Source organism: Hyphomicrobium sp. CS1BSMeth3, assembly GCF_900117415.1.
In the GTDB taxonomy this organism is placed as follows: domain Bacteria; phylum Pseudomonadota; class Alphaproteobacteria; order Rhizobiales; family Hyphomicrobiaceae.
Genome location: NZ_FPEI01000003.1, coordinates 362,604 through 380,930 on the forward strand (window position 1 = coordinate 362,604; position 18,327 = coordinate 380,930).

17 protein-coding genes and 1 tRNA gene are annotated in these 18,327 nt (G+C 65.9%); 12 read left to right on the forward strand and 6 right to left on the reverse strand.

Translation table 11 applies throughout. From position 1 onward, the window contains the following. Nucleotides 1–10 precede the first annotated feature (10 nt). On the reverse strand, nucleotides 11–1,237 hold the full coding sequence (gene hemA, locus CS1BSM3_RS03315; protein ID WP_072385536.1) for a 5-aminolevulinate synthase: 1,227 nt from the start codon (nucleotides 1,235–1,237) through the stop codon (nucleotides 11–13). A 229-nt stretch (nucleotides 1,238–1,466) separates the two neighbouring features. On the opposite strand from hemA, the gene CS1BSM3_RS03320 reads away from it, so the two are divergent. The 3 genes from CS1BSM3_RS03320 to CS1BSM3_RS03330 all read left to right on the forward strand — a co-directional run bounded on the left by CS1BSM3_RS03320 (nucleotide 1,467) and on the right by CS1BSM3_RS03330 (nucleotide 3,491). Next, on the forward strand, nucleotides 1,467–2,678 hold the full coding sequence (locus tag CS1BSM3_RS03320) for an FAD-dependent monooxygenase (RefSeq protein WP_072385537.1): 1,212 nt from the start codon (nucleotides 1,467–1,469) through the stop codon (nucleotides 2,676–2,678). A 108-nt stretch (nucleotides 2,679–2,786) separates the two neighbouring features. Continuing rightward, nucleotides 2,787–3,125 carry a Lin0512 family protein gene (locus CS1BSM3_RS03325; protein ID WP_072385538.1) on the forward strand — a complete coding sequence of 113 codons (339 nt, stop codon included), beginning with the start codon at nucleotides 2,787–2,789 and terminating at the stop codon, nucleotides 3,123–3,125. Between the two features lie 15 nt (nucleotides 3,126–3,140). Then, nucleotides 3,141–3,491, forward strand: coding sequence for a Lin0512 family protein (locus CS1BSM3_RS03330; protein WP_072385539.1), 351 nt, complete (start codon nucleotides 3,141–3,143; stop codon nucleotides 3,489–3,491). 14 nt (nucleotides 3,492–3,505) lie between these two features. On the opposite strand, the gene CS1BSM3_RS03335 is transcribed toward CS1BSM3_RS03330, so the two are convergent. Next, nucleotides 3,506–4,168: a S24 family peptidase gene (locus CS1BSM3_RS03335; RefSeq protein ID WP_083528201.1), complete on the reverse strand. Its 663-nt coding sequence runs from the start codon at nucleotides 4,166–4,168 to the stop codon at nucleotides 3,506–3,508. A 167-nt stretch (nucleotides 4,169–4,335) separates the two neighbouring features. Between CS1BSM3_RS03335 and CS1BSM3_RS03340 the strand changes: the two genes are divergently transcribed. Then, entirely contained in the window at nucleotides 4,336–4,692 is a 357-nt protein-coding gene (locus CS1BSM3_RS03340) for a DUF952 domain-containing protein (RefSeq protein ID WP_072385540.1), read from the forward strand. After that, complete coding sequence (locus CS1BSM3_RS03345; RefSeq protein ID WP_072385541.1) at nucleotides 4,692–5,789, forward strand: quinone-dependent dihydroorotate dehydrogenase; 1,098 nt, start codon at nucleotides 4,692–4,694, stop codon at nucleotides 5,787–5,789. Before CS1BSM3_RS03340 ends, CS1BSM3_RS03345 begins: the two co-directional genes overlap by 1 nt. Nucleotides 5,790–5,792: 3 nt before the next feature. Here CS1BSM3_RS03345 and CS1BSM3_RS03350 read toward each other — a convergent pair whose 3' ends face one another. After that, nucleotides 5,793–7,142 (reverse strand): MATE family efflux transporter, encoded by a 1,350-nt coding sequence (locus CS1BSM3_RS03350; protein ID WP_072385542.1) that lies wholly within the window; start codon nucleotides 7,140–7,142, stop codon nucleotides 5,793–5,795. Nucleotides 7,143–7,211: 69 nt separating this feature from the next. Beyond that, nucleotides 7,212–7,493: a DUF6460 domain-containing protein gene (locus CS1BSM3_RS03355; protein WP_072385543.1), complete on the reverse strand. Its 282-nt coding sequence runs from the start codon at nucleotides 7,491–7,493 to the stop codon at nucleotides 7,212–7,214. A 464-nt stretch (nucleotides 7,494–7,957) separates the two neighbouring features. Here CS1BSM3_RS03355 and CS1BSM3_RS03360 point away from each other — a divergent pair, with 464 nt between their 5' ends. Further along, complete coding sequence (locus tag CS1BSM3_RS03360) at nucleotides 7,958–9,610, forward strand: DEAD/DEAH box helicase (protein ID WP_072385544.1); 1,653 nt, start codon at nucleotides 7,958–7,960, stop codon at nucleotides 9,608–9,610. A gap of 56 nt (nucleotides 9,611–9,666) precedes the next feature. On the opposite strand, the gene CS1BSM3_RS03365 is transcribed toward CS1BSM3_RS03360, so the two are convergent. Continuing rightward, entirely contained in the window at nucleotides 9,667–9,993 is a 327-nt protein-coding gene (locus CS1BSM3_RS03365; RefSeq protein ID WP_072385545.1) for an HU family DNA-binding protein, read from the reverse strand. 591 nt (nucleotides 9,994–10,584) lie between these two features. On the opposite strand from CS1BSM3_RS03365, the gene CS1BSM3_RS03370 reads away from it, so the two are divergent. Both CS1BSM3_RS03370 and CS1BSM3_RS03375 read left to right on the forward strand, forming a co-directional pair. Next, nucleotides 10,585–10,660 (forward strand) — tRNA-Ala (locus CS1BSM3_RS03370). Between the two features lie 454 nt (nucleotides 10,661–11,114). Further along, entirely contained in the window at nucleotides 11,115–12,341 is a 1,227-nt protein-coding gene (locus CS1BSM3_RS03375; protein ID WP_072385546.1) for an ABC transporter substrate-binding protein, read from the forward strand. Nucleotides 12,342–12,425: 84 nt separating this feature from the next. Here the strand turns inward: CS1BSM3_RS03375 and acs are convergent, their stop codons facing one another. Beyond that, nucleotides 12,426–14,378 (reverse strand): acetate--CoA ligase, encoded by a 1,953-nt coding sequence (acs, locus tag CS1BSM3_RS03380; protein ID WP_072385547.1) that lies wholly within the window; start codon nucleotides 14,376–14,378, stop codon nucleotides 12,426–12,428. A 439-nt stretch (nucleotides 14,379–14,817) separates the two neighbouring features. On the opposite strand from acs, the gene CS1BSM3_RS03385 reads away from it, so the two are divergent. Genes CS1BSM3_RS03385 through CS1BSM3_RS03400 form a run of 4 tightly spaced genes read left to right on the forward strand, consistent with a single transcriptional unit; the run spans nucleotide 14,818 to nucleotide 18,244 of the window. After that, complete coding sequence (locus CS1BSM3_RS03385; protein ID WP_072385548.1) at nucleotides 14,818–15,687, forward strand: branched-chain amino acid ABC transporter permease; 870 nt, start codon at nucleotides 14,818–14,820, stop codon at nucleotides 15,685–15,687. 15 nt (nucleotides 15,688–15,702) lie between these two features. Further along, on the forward strand, nucleotides 15,703–16,773 hold the full coding sequence (locus tag CS1BSM3_RS03390) for a branched-chain amino acid ABC transporter permease (RefSeq protein ID WP_072385549.1): 1,071 nt from the start codon (nucleotides 15,703–15,705) through the stop codon (nucleotides 16,771–16,773). Continuing rightward, the gene (locus tag CS1BSM3_RS03395; protein ID WP_072385550.1) at nucleotides 16,770–17,528 is read left to right on the forward strand and encodes an ABC transporter ATP-binding protein; all 759 of its coding nucleotides are present in this window, start codon (nucleotides 16,770–16,772) and stop codon (nucleotides 17,526–17,528) included. The genes CS1BSM3_RS03390 and CS1BSM3_RS03395 overlap by 4 nt, the downstream gene beginning before the upstream one ends. After that, complete coding sequence (locus tag CS1BSM3_RS03400) at nucleotides 17,525–18,244, forward strand: ABC transporter ATP-binding protein (protein ID WP_072385551.1); 720 nt, start codon at nucleotides 17,525–17,527, stop codon at nucleotides 18,242–18,244. The genes CS1BSM3_RS03395 and CS1BSM3_RS03400 overlap by 4 nt, the downstream gene beginning before the upstream one ends. The last annotated feature ends 83 nt before the right edge of the window (nucleotides 18,245–18,327 follow it).

An 18,327-nucleotide genomic window follows, 5' to 3' on the forward strand; every position in this document is an offset into this window, starting at 1 on the left:
TGCAGGCCAATCAGGCCGCGACCACATGGGCGCCGCGGGCAAGCTCGCACTCCGTCCATAGCGTACCGAGCGCAGCGACGAGCGCGTCGATATCGGCATCGCTGTGCGCGGGCGTCGGCGTGATGCGGAGCCGCTCGGTGCCGCGCGGCACGGTCGGATAGTTGATCGGCTGCACGTAGATGGCAAAGCGATCGAGCAGCGTGTCGCTGACCCGCTTGCAGTGAACGGGATCGCCGACCAGCACCGGCACGATGTGGCTCGGATTGTCCATCACCGGCAGACCGGCAGCCTTGAGCCGGCGGTTGACGGTGCGGGCGCGCTCCTGATGGCGCGTGCGCTCGACGTCGGACACCTTGAGATGGCGGATGCTCGCGCACGCGCCTGCGGCAATGGCCGGCGCCAGCGAGGTCGTGAAGATGAAGCCCGGCGCATACGAGCGGATGGCATCGCAGATGTCGGCCGAGGCGGCGATGTAGCCGCCCATGACGCCGAAGCCCTTGGCGAGCGTGCCGTTGATGATGTCGACGCGATGCATGATGCCATCGCGCTCGGCAATGCCGCCGCCGCGCGGGCCGTACATGCCGACGGCGTGGACTTCATCCAGATACGTAAGCGCGTTGTACTTCTCCGCCAGATCGCAGATGGCGCCGATCGGCGCGATCACGCCGTCCATGGAATAGACGGACTCGAAAGCGATGATCTTCGGCGTCGCGCGCGGGAGCGCTGCGAGCTTGGCCTCCAGATCCGCGAGATCGTTATTCTTCCAGATCTGCTTCGGGCCACCGCCATTGCGGATGCCTGCGATCATGGAGGCGTGGTTCTTCTCGTCCGAGAGGATCACGCAGCCCGGCAGGAGCTTCTGCAGCGTCGAGAGCGTGGCCTCATTGGCGACGAAGGCCGACGTGAAGAGCAGCGCGGCCGTCTTGCCGTGCAGGTCGGCGATCTCCGTCTCGAGCTCGACGTGATAGTGCGTCGTCCCGGAAATGTTGCGTGTACCGCCCGAACCGGCGCCGGCTGTATCGAGCGCCTCATGCATAGCGGCGAGCACAGCCGGATGCTGGCCCATGCCGAGGTAGTCATTGGAGCACCAGACCTTGATCTCGCGCGTCCCCTCGGTGCCGAAGCGCTCGGCGGCAGGAAAAGCGCCGCGGCGGCGCCGGATGTCGGCAAATACGCGATACCGGCCTTCGTCCCGCAGCCGTGCCAGGGCTTCGGCAAAATGTGCGCTGTAGTCCATGGGATCCCGCTTCCCTTCGTCACCTTCGGCCGCCACCCCCCAGGGGCTATCAGGCGTCCGCGCAGGGGCTATCCTTGAGTGGTTATAAACTGCCGCCCGGGCCAGACAAACGAAAAGGCCCGCGCGGACTGTCGCACCGTCGGTCGCGAGACCGCTTTGACACGGCGCAAGTTCGACCGCGGCCACTCGGCGCGCATTCTGGGACCTGAAACGGCTATAACATGGCGCAATGACACATCACTTTGAGCACAACTGCGAAGTCCTGGTGGTCGGCACCGGCCCGGCAGGGCTCGTCGCCGCCCTCGCCATGGCCCAGGCCGGCATGGCGACGGTCGCGGTCGGCCCGGCCATCGATCCGGCCCGCGACACGCGCACGACGGCGCTCTTTACCGGCAGCGTCGCGCTCCTCAAGAACCTCGGCCTCGGCGCGCTGCTGTGCCCAGCCATGGTCCCCATGACGGGCCTGCGGCTCATTGATGATACCGGCGGGATCTGGCGGGCGCCCGAAGTGCTCTTTCGTGCCGGGGAGCTGGGCCTCACCGAATTCGGCATCAACATCGACAATGCCGCGCTCAATACGGCGCTGCTCGCTGCGGCACACGCGCAGGATGGCTTGCAGCTCGTGGAGGGCACGGTGGGGTCAGATTTTCAATCTGACGACAAGGGCGTCACCGTCAAACTCGGCAGCGGCGACACGATCTCCGCCCGCCTCATCGTCGGCGCGGACGGACGCGGCTCGCTCTGCCGGCGCGAAGCCGGCATCGAGGCAAGTACGAGCCCCTATCCGCAAAGCGCCGTCGCAACGCGCTTTCATCATACGCGCCCGCACGATGGCATCTCGAGCGAGTTCCATCGCCCGGCCGGCCCGCTCACGACCGTCCCACTTACCGGCCTCGAGTCGAGCCTCGTCTGGGTCGAGACGCCGGAGGAGGCGCGCCGCCTCATGGCGCTGGATGAGCCCGCCTTCATCCACGCGCTTGATCATCGGCTGCAGGGCCTGCTCGGCGCCGTGACGTCCATCGGCCCAAGGGCCAGCTTCCCGCTGACCCGCATGACGGCGGACCGCCTCGGCGCGCGGCGCATCGCGCTCATCGGCGAGGCCGCGCACGTGATCCCGCCGATCGGCGCCCAGGGCCTCAACCTCGGCCTCAGAGACATCGCCACACTCGTCGAGCTCGTCACGCGCGCGCGGAGCCTCGGCGCGGACATCGGCGGCGATGCCATCCTCAAAGCCTACGACACGGAGCGCCGCGGCGATGTCGCGACCCGCGCGACCATGGTCGACACGCTCAATCGCTCACTCATCTCCGACTTCCTGCCGCTCCACCTCGTGCGCGGCGCCGGCCTGCATGCACTCAACACGATCCCCTGGCTCCGCCGCCTCGTCATGCGCGAGGGCCTGCATCCGTCCGGCCGCATGCCCGCGCTCATGCGCACCTGACCGAAGCTGCGCGCGCCCCGAGCATGACCGCCGCGCACGGACACCGCTTGACGCGCACCGCTTCTGCAGCACGAAATGCGCCCACGACAAGTGGAGAGGAAACACCGAATGGCTTTGAAACGCATGGTGCTCGAGATCGGCATGGGCACCGACATCCGCGGCGCCGACAGCACGAAGGCGGCCGAGCGCGCCGTGCGCGACGCGCTTTGGCGCAACACGCTCAGCATCGCGACGCTCATGGGCAAGGAGCGCTCGGAAATGCACCTCGAGATCAACATCGGCGTGCCCAACCCCGAGAGCGTGAACAAGGACGCCGTGCTCGCGGTCGCGCCCTATGGCAATGGCACCGTCAAGGTCGTCGAGGGCGGGCTCAGGATCCCCAATGACGACGGCACCGACAGCACGATCCTGGCGCACGCGCTGGTCGTCGTGTCGCTCGACGTCTGAGAGGGAGGATCACCCATGAAACCGAAGCGCATCATCCTCGAGCTCGGCGCCGGCGCCTCTCTCCATGGTGGCGACTACACGAAGGCCGCGGTCCGCGCCGTCGACGACGCCATCCATCACAGCTCGCTCTCGTTCATCCGCAATCTCGGCCTCGATGCCAAGAAGATGGAGGTGACGGTCACCGTCGGCGTGCAGAAACCTGATCTGGTGGACGCGGACAAGGTCAAGGCGCGGCTGCCGCACGGACAGGTGACGGTCAATGTCGTGAAGGGCGGCCTCGATGTGCCCGATGTCGAGAACAACGACATCACGGTGCTGGCGAGCGCGGCCATCGCCGTGCGCATGGAGCTGCCGAAGCGCGCGTGAGTAAGCCCGCGGCCTCAGCCGCCGCTCGACCAGATAATGCGGGCGATCCAGTCGACGCGCGAGCGGTCCAGCTCGACCGGCTCGCCGTCGCCGCGGATAGAGACAAGCTCGACGCGGCGCGTGGTCTTGCCGACGAGGAGGCGCGGCACGGCGAGCCCACCTTGCGGCTTGATGAGAACGCGGTCGCCTGCGTTGGCGACGGCGTTCGAGGCCGCGACGAGCGTCAGCCCGCAACGATACACCGGCTCGAGACTCGCGTCCGCGACCTCGATGGCGAAAGGTCCACCGCCGCCCACAACGAGCTTCGCGTGCGCGTCGAGGCCCTCGGCGAGCGGCGTACCATAGGAGTGCCAGCCGCCGACGGTCGCATTGGTGATCTGGCCGATGAGCGGCACATTGGCGGGCATGGGGGCCTGACGCGCGCGCTCTGCCTCGGCGGCAAGCGCCGTGAACTCATCGAGGGTGAAGCTCGTCGCGGCCAGGATCTTGGAGATGCTTTCGGTGCTCGGCCAGCGCGGGCGACCTTCGGGCGTGAAGCGCTTCGAGGGGTTGAAGGCTGTGGGGTCTAGTCCGGCGAGGCGCGCGAGCCCCGAAGGCGACAGCTCCTTGTGGCGCGCAAGCGCGTCGATCGCGTTCCAGATCCACGCGTGGGTCAGGATCGATGACGTGGGGCTCATCCAAGCACGCCTAGTAGACTTTCACGAGGGCCTGCCGTTACTTCGGCCCGTTGACAGTGCGGCGCAGCTCGACCGGCTGCGGTAGTCTCGCAGGTAGCAAGACCTGTGCCGCTAAGCCTGCACCACGTAGTCCATGCAGGCGTTAAAGGGTGGAGATCTTTGAGCCCATGGTTGACGCGCCGATAATCGTCTTCAAAATCTGTACTGAGAATGAATGGCGCCAACTCAATGAAACTGGGCAGTTTTTTGGATCTCCGGACGATCTGCGGGACGGATTTGTCCATCTCAGCGGGCAGGATCAAGTGGCGCGCACGGCTTCCAAATTCTTTGCAGGCCGGGCGGACTTAATGCTGCTGGCTATTAACCCTGATCGGCTGGGAGACGCACTGCGGTGGGAGATCTCCGCCAGTGGCACCACCTACCCGCACCTCTATGCGCCGCTGACGCTCGATGCCGTTGCGAAAGCAACGCCCCTGCCGCTTGGACCTGACGGTCGCCACATCCTGCCTCCGGAACTCACCTGATGCTCAACGCCCTCATGCACCTCGCGCGGCCAGCCCTCCTCGCGCTCGATCCCGAGACCGCGCACGAGACGACGCTCAGAGCGCTCGAGAAGGGGCTCTATCCGGCGGATCGCAGCCAGGATCCGCCGACGCTCGCCGCCCGCCTCGGCGACCTGACGCTCGCCAACCCGATCGCGGTCGCGGCTGGCTTCGACAAGGACGCGCGCGTGCCGGACGCGGTGCTCGGACTCGGCTGCGGCTTTGCCGAGATCGGCACGGTGACGCCGCTCGCACAGGCCGGCAATCCGAAGCCGCGCGTCTTCCGGCTCATCAGCGAGCGCGGCGTGATCAACCGACTCGGCTTCAACAACGGCGGCCACGAGGCGGCGCTCGCACGTCTCAAGGCGCGATCGCGCCGCGGCGGCATCGTCGGCGTCAACATCGGCGCCAACAAGGATACGGCCGACCGCACGGGCGACTACGTCAGGGGCATCGTCACGTTCTACGACGTCGCGAGCTACTTCACGGTGAACATCTCCTCACCCAACACGCCGGGCCTGCGCGACCTGCAGGCGCCGGCGGCGCTCGACGAGTTGCTAGGGCGCGTGATGGAGGCCCGCGCGCAGCAGATGGCTGCCGGCAAACCGCGCCGACCGATCATCGTCAAGATCGCGCCAGACGTCGCCGAAGAGGATGTGCCGGCGATTGCCACACGGCTCATGGCGCACAAGGTCGATGCGATTGCTGCAACTAATACCACGCTGGCGCGCCCGGGCGTGTCCCACAACGCGACATCGAAGGAAGCCGGCGGCCTCTCCGGTCGGCCGCTGTTCCACCGCTCGACGGCGATGCTGGCGCGTGTCTATCAGGCGACGGGTGGCACCGTGCCGCTGGTCGGGATCGGCGGCATCGACAGTCCCGAGAGCGCACTTCAGAAGATCGAGGCTGGCGCGTCGCTACTCCAGCTCTATACCGGCCTCATCTACGAGGGCCCGAGCTTGATCGGGCGCATCAAGCAGCACCTCGATGCGACGTGCCGCACGCGCGGCCTCTCGAACATTTCGGCGCTCACGGGCACGCGCGCCGCCGAATGGGCCGCGAAGCCCCTGGACGGTTGAGGCTCACACCTTCTCCGGGAAAGAGGCCCGCACGAGCGCCGGCATGAACGCGAGCAACGACGACGCGCGCGCGACGTAGAACACCATGAACGCCGCCCACAGGCCGTGATTGCCGAAGTGCGGCGCGAGGAGGCACCAGACCGCGAAGAACGGAATGAGGCTCAACACCATGGTATTGCGCATGTCGCGCGTGCGCGTCGCGCCCGTAAAAATACCATCGAGCTGAAAGCACCACACACCGAGCATCGGCGCGATTGCCGCCCACATGAGATAGGTGCCGGCCGCCTGCTGCACCTCGGCGCTTTTGGCCGTGAGCTCGATGATCGCCGGCCCTGCAAACCAGAGCCCACCGCCGATCAGCACCGCGAGCACACCCGCCCACTCGGTGGACAGCAGTACCGCCCGCCAGAACGACCGCTTGTCCCGCGCGCCGACCGCGCGCCCGACGAGCGACTCCGCCGCAAAGGCGAAGCCATCGAGCAGGTAGACCATGATGTTGATCAGCGTCATCAGGATCGCGTTGGCCGCGAGGATGACATCGCCACCAGCTGCTCCCTGCGCCGTGAAGAACATGATCGCGGAGTAGTGCCCGACCGCGCGCACAGTAAGATCGGCATTGATGCCGAGCGAGCGCTTCATCTTGAGCCAGTCGAGGCCATCGGCGAGCGGCGCGGACGCTCCCATCTCGCGCGCAATACGGAGCGCAATCACAAGCCCCAGAACCGCGCCGGCGCACTCCGCGATCAGCGCCGCATAGCCGACCCCGGCCACACCGCCGCCGAGCCAAAGCACGAACAGCATCGCCAGCGCCATGTTCAGCACGTTGATCACGAGCTGGACGACGAACGCCACGCCTGCGCGCCCGAGCCCGATGTACCAGCCGAGCAGGGCGAAATTCACGAGCCCTGCCGGGGCCGCCCAGATGCGGATCGAGAAATAGGTCTGCGCCGCCGCTTCGGCTTCGCGTGAAGGGCCGATCAGCCAGAAGGCCGTCTTCGCGATCGGCCCCTGCAGGATGACGAGCACTACCCCGAAGAACACCGCGACGCCGAGCGCCCGCAGCAGATGCCCCGCGATCTCGCGCCCATCGCGGGCGCCATAAGCCTGTGCGGTGAGGCCGGTCGTCCCCATGCGCAGGAAGCTGAAGGTCCAGTAGAGGACGCTGAAGATGACGCCGCCGATGCCCACCGCGCCGATCAGGTGCGCCTGGCCGAGCTGGCCGATGACGGCGGTATCGACGTAGCCGATGAGCGGCACCGTCGCGTTCGAGAGCGTGATCGGCACCGCGATCTTGAGCAGGCTCGCGTGCGTGACGGTTTCGCCCGCCGCATGGGCCTTCACGTGCTCATGCATGAGTTGGGCATTCCCCCAGGCGGGCCTGCCGAACGGCGCTCCTCATAACTGTAGCCATTGGCGGGTCGCTCAACGGCGGCCGTCGTCCTCTTTGCGGAACATGCCGAGCAGGCGGGCGATCAGCCAGATCGGGATGACGACCACGGCGCCGATGAGGAAGTAGCCGAATATGGTCTCGATGGCCCCGAAGCCGAGGTCAGAGATGCGCTGAATGAGACGGCGAATGTGATAGAGGATCTCGTCCGGTCGGATATTGAGGGCCGAGAGCACCACGCCAACGATGATCGAAATCACCACCAGCCGGATGATGACGGCGACCGGGTTGCCCCCAAAAAGGCGATTGCGATCCATTCGGACTCTCCCGCACCTGCGCCGGCAAGCTGACCGGCGTCCACGACCGGCGGTCACATCTAACCTGCTGGACTTCCAAAGCAAGCGCAATGCCCGCGCCGCCCCCTGCGACCGCACACCTAGGCTAACAGGCGGGCGCGGAGGGGCCGGCACCGTATAGCCGCCTGATATGTAATATAATTGCCATATTGGCCGAGCCGGCTCGCAGCGCACCCAAAGGGATCAAAAACAGCAGTAAAAAGCGCTTGCTGCGACAGCAATTTGCTTGTTCTGGACAGGCGTTTGTGGCAGGGAACAGCCTGTCGGGCGCAGGGGATCGCATTCATTGATCCCTTTTCTCGACACCGGTACCGTTTGATTAGCTCGTTGAACGAGTAGCCCGACTTCCCCCTGCGCTCATCTGAATACGCCGCCGTCTCCGCGGGAGGCCGTGGCGTGACCGAACGCAGTGACGGAGGTTCTTGTTGCAGCCCACGACCTTTGCTGAGCTCGGGCTCAGCAGCAAAGTGCTCGCCGCCATCGAGGCCGCGGGCTATTCCTCGCCGACGCCTATTCAAGCTCAGGCCATTCCTATTGCCGTGACAGGCCGCGATGTGCTCGGGATCGCACAGACCGGTACCGGCAAGACGGCGTCGTTCACGCTCCCCATGATCACGCGCCTAGAGGCCGGGCGCGCCCGGGCGCGAATGCCGCGCTCGCTCATCCTCGCGCCCACGCGCGAGCTCGCGGCCCAGGTCGCGCAGAGCTTCGAGAAGTACGGCATCAACCACAAGCTCACCGTCGCCCTGCTGATCGGCGGCGTCTCGATGGACGACCAGGTGCGCAAGCTCGATCGCGGCGTCGACGTGCTGATCGCGACGCCGGGCCGCCTGCTCGACCACTTCACGCGCGGCCGCGTCATGCTCATGGGCGTCGAGATCCTGGTCATCGACGAAGCCGATCGAATGCTCGACATGGGTTTCATCCCGGACATCGAGAAGATCTGCAAGCTTCTCCCGCCGCGCCGGCAGACGCTGTTCTTCTCCGCGACCATGCCGCCCGAGATCACGCGCCTCGTCGATCAGTTCCTCAAGGATCCGGTGCGCATCGAGGTGGCCCGGCCCGCCACGACGGCGAAGACGATCACCCAGGCCTTCAAGTTCTGCGCCACGATGGATGACCGCGAAAAGCGCGCCACCCTGCGCGATCTTCTTCGCGATCTCGACGTCAAGAACGCCATCATCTTCTGCAATCGCAAGCGCGATGTGGCGATCCTGCTGAAGTCGCTCCTGAAGCACGGCTTCAGTGCCGGCGCCATCCACGGCGATCTCGATCAGACGACCCGTATGGCGACGCTTGATGCATTCCGCGAGGGGCGCATCCAGCTCCTCGCCGCCTCCGACGTCGCCGCCCGCGGGCTGGACATTCCCGACGTCAGCCACGTCTTCAACTACGATGTTCCCTGGCAGGCTGACGACTACGTCCATCGCATCGGCCGCACGGGCCGCGCCGGCAAGCTCGGTCATTCGGTCACGATAGTAACGCCCGATGACATCAAGGCCATGTCGGCGATCACCAAGCTGACCGACGAGGAGCCAAAGTGGCTCGGCGATGCTCCCGACGAGGAGACCATGGCCGACGGCATGAAGCGCCGTGGCCGCGGCCGTCGTGGTGCCAGTTCCGATCGTGGTGGGCGTGATGCGCGCCGCGGATCGGGCGACAAGCGGCCGCAGCAGCGTGGCCGCGAGCGCGGGCAGCGGCCGCCGCGCGAAGCAGCGACCGGCGGTGATGCTCATGCAGCCGCCCCTGCTGCCACAAACGCTGGCGCCGCAGCCAAATCAGCGCCCCAGCGCCAGCCAGCCGAAGAGCGTGCCCATCCCCGTCGCAGCGAGGAGCCGCGTGACGGGCACCGCGAGGAACGCCGTGAGGGCCGCCGACAGGGTGGGCGCGGTGAGCGCGATACCTCGCGGCCAGCGCAGCAGCCGAGCCGCGCGCGCCACGAAGCTCCATCACGCAAAGAAGAAGCGGCGCCGCGCAAACAGGAGCCGCGCGAGCGTGAGCGCGAGCCGGTGGCCTTCGGCCTCGATGAGAATGTACCGGCATTCCTGCGACGGCCGGTACGGATCGCCGGGCGATAAGCCAACAAAAAAAGCCGCGTCACCGCGGCTTTTTTCATGCTCTCGGGCCAGAAAGCTCAGATCGCTTCCTTGAGCTCCTTGGCAGCGCGGAAGGCGACCTTCTTGCTCGCCTTGATCTTGATGGCTTCGCCCGTCGCCGGATTGCGACCCATGCGGGCGGGGCGCTTGCGCACCTGGAGAATACCGAGACCGGCGAGGCGAACGCGCGAGCCCTTCTTGAGGTGCTTGGTGATCATCTCGACCGTCTGGGCCAGCATCTCGAGCCCCTGCTTCTTCGGCAGCTCGTGCGCCTCCGCCAGTGCCGTGCCGAGATCGCGCATCGTCACCGTCACGACCTTCGCAGGTGCCGCCTTCGCTCCTGCCTTGCTCGCCGCTTTCGCCATATGTGCCTCCTAGGTTCCACTAAAGTTTGGTGTGTAAAGCACCGTCTACATCTTCTGGCCGGACTTCAGACGCTCACTCGCCCCACCCCAGGAGCGGCCGCGTAGTCGGCCCAGGCAGCGTTCGCGAGCTGCGCCGGCGGTTCTCCCGCCCAGCATTTTGCTCGTCGCCGGGTCCCGCCGAAGTGAGATCACTTCCTACCCCGCCCACTCGGCCCGGCTACGCGAAGCTGGTTCGCAAAGCGCTCCACGACTCACGCGCAGGCAGCCGGATAACGCATGTTAGTGACGATGGGAAAGCAAAAACAGCACGAAAATAGGGGTTTTCGGCACTTCTTGGTCGATTTGCCGCGCTCGTAGAGGGTTTGACCTCAAATTGAGGAGAGCTGTGCGCAGCAACAGCAATCGCAGCCCGTGCACCTGAAGACCCGCCGGCAAAGCGCGCGATCGCCCCTTGGGCAAGTGCTGAGACGCTTCCCGACCGGCACTTCCGGACGGGTCCGAGTGTACCCCTTGGAGCGCACGAGCGATGGCGAGCTTGTTGACACGTTCGGCGGCTGTCTCTAAACCAGCCGCGACCCATAGATTGCCTTCGGGGCCGTAGCTCAGATGGGAGAGCGCTGCAATCGCACTGCAGAGGTCAGGGGTTCGATTCCCCTCGGCTCCACCACCCTCCCCCCTTTTGAATTTTCAGGCGCTTATTGCCTGGGTTTCCGGGTCCTCGACGGCCGGATCGCAAAAACTGCCCGCAGCTTTCCCCGCCTTGGTTGCCAAGCGCGGATCGGTACTATTCAATGATCGATAACGGAGGCCTCGAGCGCTCCGACGATCCACGAGCCGGAAAAACGGCACGTCCAAGGGGATGGAAGCGCGAGGTCGCGTATGACTCCAGTGGTCATGCCGCGGGCTGAAGAGCTGACGAAGGGACACAAGACCTTCGTCGGACGGGCAGTTCTATGCTCGGCCCCTCGTCTCGCGCACTCGATCTTTCCCCCTACCGGCACTTCCGCTTTACCGCCCCATCGCGATCGACTTGCGCGCAACGGCAAGCCGCCCGCGTGGCCGTGAGCCAAGGCCGGCACCGACAAAGGGACAATCGAAAAAAGCCAGGGAGAGAACCGATAATGTCGTTAGCACGCAACCTGCTCGCCGGCGCTGCCGCGCTGTCGATGGCCATCGCGGCCGGCCCCGCCAACGCGCAGATCTCTGGAGACGTCGTCAGAATCGGCGTGCTCACGGACATGAACAGCATCTATGCCGACATCAACGGTATGGGCGCCGTCGAAGCCGCGCGCATGGCCGTCGAGGATTTCGGCGGGACCGTGCTCGGCAAGAAGATCGAGGTCGTCTACGCCGACACGCAGAACAAGGCCGACATTGGCATGTCGGTCGGCGGCCGCTGGTTCGACGTCGACGGCGTCGACATGATCGCCGGTGCGTCGTCCTCAGCCGTGAGCCTCGCCATCCAGACGCTCGTCGGTTCCAAAAACAAGGTCTTTCTCGCCTCCGACCCGGCCTCGTCCGACATCACGGGCAAGCTCTGCAATGCCAATACGATCCACTGGGTGTACGACACGTACGCGCTCGCCAACGGCACCGGCTCCGCCGTGGTCCAGTCGGGCGGCGACACCTGGTTCTTCCTCACGGCGGACTACGCCTTCGGCTATGCGCTCGAGCGCGATGTCGGCGCCGTGGTGACGAAGTCGGGCGGCAAGGTTCTCGGCAGCGTTCGCCATCCGCTCAATACGTCGGACTTCTCGTCTTTCATTCTCCAGGCCCAGGCCTCGAAGTCGAAGATCGTCGGCCTCGCCAATGCCGGCGGCGATACCATCAACTCGATCAAGCAGGCGGCCGAGTTCGGCGTCGTGAAGGGAGGCCAGAAGCTCGCCGGCCTCCTCGTCTTCATCTCGGACATCCACAGCCTCGGGCTCGATGCGGCGCAAGGCCTCCAGCTCACCAGCGCTTTCTACTGGGATCGCACGGAAGAATCCCGCGCATGGTCGAAGCGTTGGGGCGACCGCTTCAGGAACCGCCGCCCGACCATGGCGCAGGCCGGCTTCTACTCGAGCATCATCCACTATCTCAAGGCCGTGCAGGCGCTCGGGACGGATGAGCCCGGCGACAAGGTCGTCGCCAAGATGAAGGAATTGCCGACCGACGATCCGCTCTTCGGCAAGGGATACGTGCGCATCGACGGGCGCAAGATGCACGACATGTACCTCTTCGAGGTCAAGTCGCCATCTGAGTCCAAGTACCCTTGGGACTACTACAAGCTCATCCGCACGATCCCGGCCGAACAAGCCTTCCGTCCGCTCGATCAAGGCGGTTGCAAGCTGGCGGCGAAGAACTGAAGCACTCTACCGGGCATCGCAAATAAAGGCGCCGGCCTCTTTCCGAGACCGGCGCCGGCGCATTGAAACCTCTTTGATCGCGTCTCAGCCTGCGACCCGCTTGTTCTGCCGGTTGGCGACGAGATCGTCGACCACGGCCGGCTCGGCGAGCGTCGAGGTATCGCCGAGATTGGAGAAGTCGTCCTCGGCGATCTTGCGCAGGATGCGGCGCATGATCTTGCCCGAGCGCGTCTTCGGCAGGCCGGGCGAGAACTGAATCCAATCGGGCGAAGCCGTCGGACCGATGATCTTGCGGACGGTCGCGACAAGCTCCTTCTTCAGCTCGTCCGTCGGCTGGTTGCCCTGGATGAGCGTGACATAGCAGTAAATGCCCTGGCCCTTGAGGTCGTGCGGCGCGCCGACCACGGCCGCCTCCGCGACTTTGGGATGCGAGACGAGGGCGCTCTCGACCTCCGCCGTGCCGAGGCGGTGGCCGGACACGTTGATGACATCATCGACGCGGCCGGTGATCCAGTAATAGCCGTCCTCGTCGCGCCGGCAGCCGTCGCCCGTGAAGTACGTGCCGGGGTAGGTCGAGAAGTACGTCTGCACGAAACGCTCGTGGTCGCCGTAGACCGTGCGCATCTGGCCCGGCCAGCTATCGAGAATGACGAGATTGCCGGATCCCGCACCTTCGATGCGCGCGCCCCTCTCATCGACGAGCGCGGGCTGGATGCCGAAGAAAGGCCGCGTGGCCGACCCCGGCTTGGTCTTGGTCGCGCCGGGGAGCGGCGTGATGAGAATGCCGCCCGTCTCGGTCTGCCACCACGTATCGACGATCGGGCAGCGGCTCTCGCCGACCACGTGGTTGTACCATTCCCAGGCTTCCGGGTTGATCGGCTCGCCGACCGAGCCGAGCAGGCGCAGCGACGCGCGGCTCGTGCGCTTCACGAAGTCGTCGCCGGCCCCCATGAGCGCGCGGATCGCCGTCGGCGCCGTGTAGAACGTATTCACGCTCCACTTGTCCACGACGTGCCAGAAGCGCGAGGCTGTCGGATAGTTCGGCACGCCTTCGAACATGAGCGTCGTCGCGCCATTGGCGAGCGGCCCGTACAGAATGTAGCTGTGGCCCGTGACCCAGCCGACGTCCGCCGTGCACCAATAGATGTCGCCGTCGTGATAGTCGAAGACGTACTGATGCGTCATCGAGACATAGACGAGGTAGCCGCCGCTCGTGTGCAGCACGCCCTTGGGCTTGCCCGTCGAGCCCGAGGTATAGAGGATGAAGAGCGGATCCTCGGCGCTCATCGTCTCCGGCGGGCACTCCGCGCCGACCTTCTCCTGCGCCTCGTGCAGCCAGATATCGCGCTCGGGCTTCCAGGCAATTTGTCCACCGGTATGGCGGACGACCAGCACCTTCTCGTCGCCTTTGCCGACCTTGGCGAGAGCCTCGTCCGTGTTCTTCTTGAGCGGGATCGGGCGACCGCCGCGGACACCCTCATCGGCCGTGATGATGAACTTCGAGGTCGCATCCTCGATGCGGCCAGCGAGGCTGTCCGGCGAGAAACCGCCGAAAACGACCGAGTGAACAGCACCGATGCGCGCGCAGGCCAGCATGGCATAGGCCGCCTCGGGGATCATCGGCAGGTAGATGGTGACGCGATCGCCCTTCTTGACGCCGTTCGCCTTGAGCACGTTGGCGAACTTGCAGACCCTCTCATAGAGCTGGCGGTAGGTGATCTGCTGATCGACGGTCGGGTCATCGCCCTCCCAGATGATCGCCACCTGGTCGCCGCGCGTCTTCAGATGGCGATCGACACAGTTCGCGCACACATTGAGTGTGCCGTCCTCGTACCACTTGATCGAGACATCGCCCGGCCCGTACGAGACGTTCTTCACCTTCGAATAGGGCGTGATCCAGTCGACCCGCTTGCCCATGTCGCCCCAGAAGCCCTCGGGGTCCTCGACAGAGCGCTTGTACATCGACTGATACTTCTGCTCGTCGACCCAGGCCCGGCTCGCCCACTCGGCCGGCACGGCATAGACCTTCTCGGACATCTGTTTCGCTCCCATCGCGAGGCCCACGCCAGGGCCAATCTAGAGGCTTGTCTTAGGCCGCATTATCGGGAGGCAGGGCGGCCGGGGCAACTGCCTCGTTCGTCGAATGCTAACGGCACCGCGAAGGGCTGGCATGAGCCAGCCCAAGGGCCCCGAGAGCGCGGCAACAGGGTTCCGGTTGTGCCGCGAATGCACTAAAAGCCTCTCACAGATCCTTCCTGGGGAGGCGCCGGCGCTCCGCTCGCGTCGCTAGTGTGATGATCGAGAAATTCGCCACCTTTCGCGACACGGGATCGAGCGAATTTCTCGATCTGAATCACACGAGCAAGATTATGATTCTAGTGTCCCTTTTGATTCCGAAGCTCGCTCGGGACACTGGCATCGAGGTTAAGCGAACTTCGGAATCGGGACACTAGATGGCATTCATGAGCAGCCTTGCATGAGTCTGGCCGGCTTCCTCGCGCAGCTCCTCAATGGCGTGCAGTACGGGCTCCTGCTGTTCCTGATCGCCAGCGGCCTCACGCTGATCTTCGGCGTGATGGGCATCATCAATCTCGCGCACGGCTCGCTGTTCATGGTCGGCGCCTATGTCGCCTATCTGGTGACCCGCAGTGTCGGCTCGGCGTGGCTCGCGCTGCCGCTGGCGCTTCTCGGCGGTGCAGCATTCGGCGCACTCCTCGAGCGGGGGCTCTTCCGCCATTTCTACAAGCGCGATCACCTCGATCAGGTGCTCCTGACCTTCGCCCTCATCCTGCTCTTTGAGGAAGCGCGCTCGATACTCGTCGGCAATGACTTCTACTCGGTCCCGGTGCCGACGGCGTTCGACTTCTCGGTGCCGATCACCGCCGGCTTCTCCTACTCTGCCTATCGCTTCGCCGTGATCGGCGTGTGTCTTGCGCTCGCCGTCGCGCTCTTCCTGTGGATCGAGCGCACGCGCATGGGCGCCGTCATCCGCGCCGCGGCCGAGAAACCCGAGATGGTCGACGTGATCGGCATCGACGCACGGCGCGTGCACATGACCGTCTTTGCCGTCGGCACGGCGCTGGCGCTGACGGCGGGCGTGCTCGCGGCTCCGCTCTACTCTGTCTATCCGGGCATGGGCGACGGCTTTCTCATCATCTCGTTCGTGGTGGTCGTCATTGGCGGGCTCGGCTCGATCTCGGGCGCTTTCTGGTCGGCACTGCTGATCGGCCTCGTCGATACGCTCGGCAAGGCCTATGTGCCCGCCGTCGCCGGGCTCGCCATCTACGTGCTCATGGCCGCGGTCCTGCTCTGGCGGCCGACCGGCCTCTTCGGTCAACGCGGCTGAGGAGGACGGCGCACAATGCTGCCGACGCCGAAAGGAGCCTTCGGTCTGGCCGCCGGCACCGTGCTGCTGGCGCTGCTGCCTTATATGGTCCAGTACTACTACGTGGAGCTTGCGACGACAGCGCTCGTCGCAGCCATGCTCGCGCTGAGCCTCCAGCTCCTCGTCGGCTGCACGGGCCTCGTCAGCCTCGGCCATGGCGCCTTCTATGGGCTCGCGGCCTATACTGTCTACCTCGTGACGCCCGAGGATGCGGGCCTCTCGATCATGATCACGCTCCCGCTCGCCGTGCTGGCCGCGGGCGCCGCGGCGCTCATCGTCGGCGCGCTCTCGCTCCGAACGCGCGGTTTCTTCTTTCTCATGGTCACGCTCGCTTTCGGGCAGATGATCTTCTTCATTTTCCACGACACCAAGCTCGGGGGCGGCACGGATGGCGCCTATCTCGCGCGACCGGCGCTCTCCTTCCTCGGTCTCGAGCTGACCTACACGCGCCGCCAGCGCCCGGTGTTCCTGTACTATGTGGCGCTCGTGCAGCTGGTTGCCATGTACCTGTTCCTCGCCTTCCTTCTGCGCTCGCTGTTCGGCCGCGTGCTCGAAGGCATCCGCGTGAACGAGCACCGCATGCGCGCGCTCGGCTATGACACGTACCGCTACAAGCTTGCTGCCTTCGTGATTGCGGGTGCGCTGGCGGGTGTCGCCGGTCACATGTGGGCCATGCATCGCGCCTTCGTGAACCCCGAGATTGTCGGCTGGCACCGCTCGGCCGAGGCGCTCCTCATGATCCTGCTCGGCGGGCTCCAATCGCTGCACGGGCCCATTCTCGGTGCGCTCGCTTTCACGGGCCTCGGCGAGTTGCCGCAGCTCGTCGGCGACGCCAAGCCGTTCGCGCGCTTCTTTGCCGCCATCGGGCTCGAGCATTTCGGGCTCAAGGTGCAGGCGCTCGCCGAACGCAAGTTGCTGCTCGAAGGTCTCGTCATCCTCGCCGTGGTGCTCATTCTGCCACGTGGCCTCGCCAGCCTGCGCTTTCCGCGCTTCATCCGGCCCGCCTATGGCAGACGCCCCGCGCGCGACGAGCAGGTGCGGCCATGAGCGCAGAGGCCACCCCGGTCCTGGAGACGACAGCGCTGAGCAAATCCTTCGGCGGCCTCGCGGCCGTGCGCAATGTCTCGATTGCACTCCGGCGCGGGGAGCTGCACGCCGTGATCGGCCCCAATGGCGCGGGCAAGTCGACACTCGTGAACCTGCTCTCGGGGGAGCTCAAGCCAACCTCCGGCGAGATCCGTCTCGATGGCCGCCCGGTCGCTGGTTCCTCGGCGCCGCAGATGGCGCAGGCCGGCGTCGCCCGCTCCTTCCAGCGCACGAACATCTTTCCCCCGCTCTCGATCCTCGAAAACGTCCGCCTCGCCGCGCAGGCCATCCACACGCCGGCGCGCGAGCTCTTGCGGCCGCGCACATCCGCCCGTGATATCGACGCCCGCGTCGCCACCGTGCTGGAACGCATCGGTCTCCACGAGGCACCCAATCGCATTGCCGGCACGCTTTCGCACGGCGAGCAGCGCCTGATCGAGATCGCCATGACGCTCGCCGGAAACCCGCGCGTCCTTCTGCTCGACGAGCCGCTCGCCGGCATGGGCAACGAGGAATCCTTGGGCCTCGCGCGCCTGCTGAAGAGCCTCGCGCGCGACCACGCCGTATTGCTCATCGAGCACGACATGGACTTCGTGTTCTCGGTCGCCGATCGCATGACCGTGATGGTCGAAGGCGGCCTTCTGGCGAGCGGGCCGCCCGATGCCATCCGTGCCGATGCCGCCGTCCAGCGCGCCTATCTCGGGGCTGCGTCATGACGGGTCATGCGGAGCTGCTCTCCGCGACAGGCCTTCATGCCTTCTACGGGCCGAGCCACATCCTGCGCGGCGTGACGTTGACGGTCGGCCGCGGCGAGACGGTCGCGCTCATGGGTCGCAATGGCATGGGCAAGAGCACGCTCATCCGCACCATCATGGGCCTCGTGCCGGCGGCCGAGGGCCGCGTCGAGCTCGCCGGCATCGACGCAACGCGCCTGCCGACCTTCGCGCGCTCGCAACTGGGCGTCGCGTATGTTCCCGAAGGGCGCGGCATCTTCGGGACGCTCTCGGTCGCGGAGAACCTCGACATTGCCGCGCGCCCCGGCCCTGATGGCGCCACGGAATGGACCGTGCCCCGCGTCTTCGAGCTCTTCCCGCGCCTTGCCGAGCGGCGCACGAACCGCGGCGATCAGCTCTCCGGCGGCGAGCAGCAGATGCTCGCGATTGCGCGCGCGCTCCTGACGAACCCACGCCTCATCATCCTCGACGAGGCCACCGAGGGTCTCGCTCCGCTCATCCGCGAGGAGATCTGGGCGACGATCCGCCTCCTCCGCAGCACCGGACTCGCCGCCCTCATCGTCGACAAGTCCGTGAACGAGCTGGCGAGCGTCGCCGACCGTGTCGTGATACTCGTGAAGGGTGAGATCGTGCATGAGGGGCCGCCGGCAGCGCTGCTCGCCGATGCGGCGCTCATGCATCGCCACCTGGGAGTCTAGGGCTGGTGTGATGATCGAGAAATTCGCCAGTGCTCGCGGTACGGTATCGAGCGAATTTCTCGATCTGAATCACACCAGGAAAT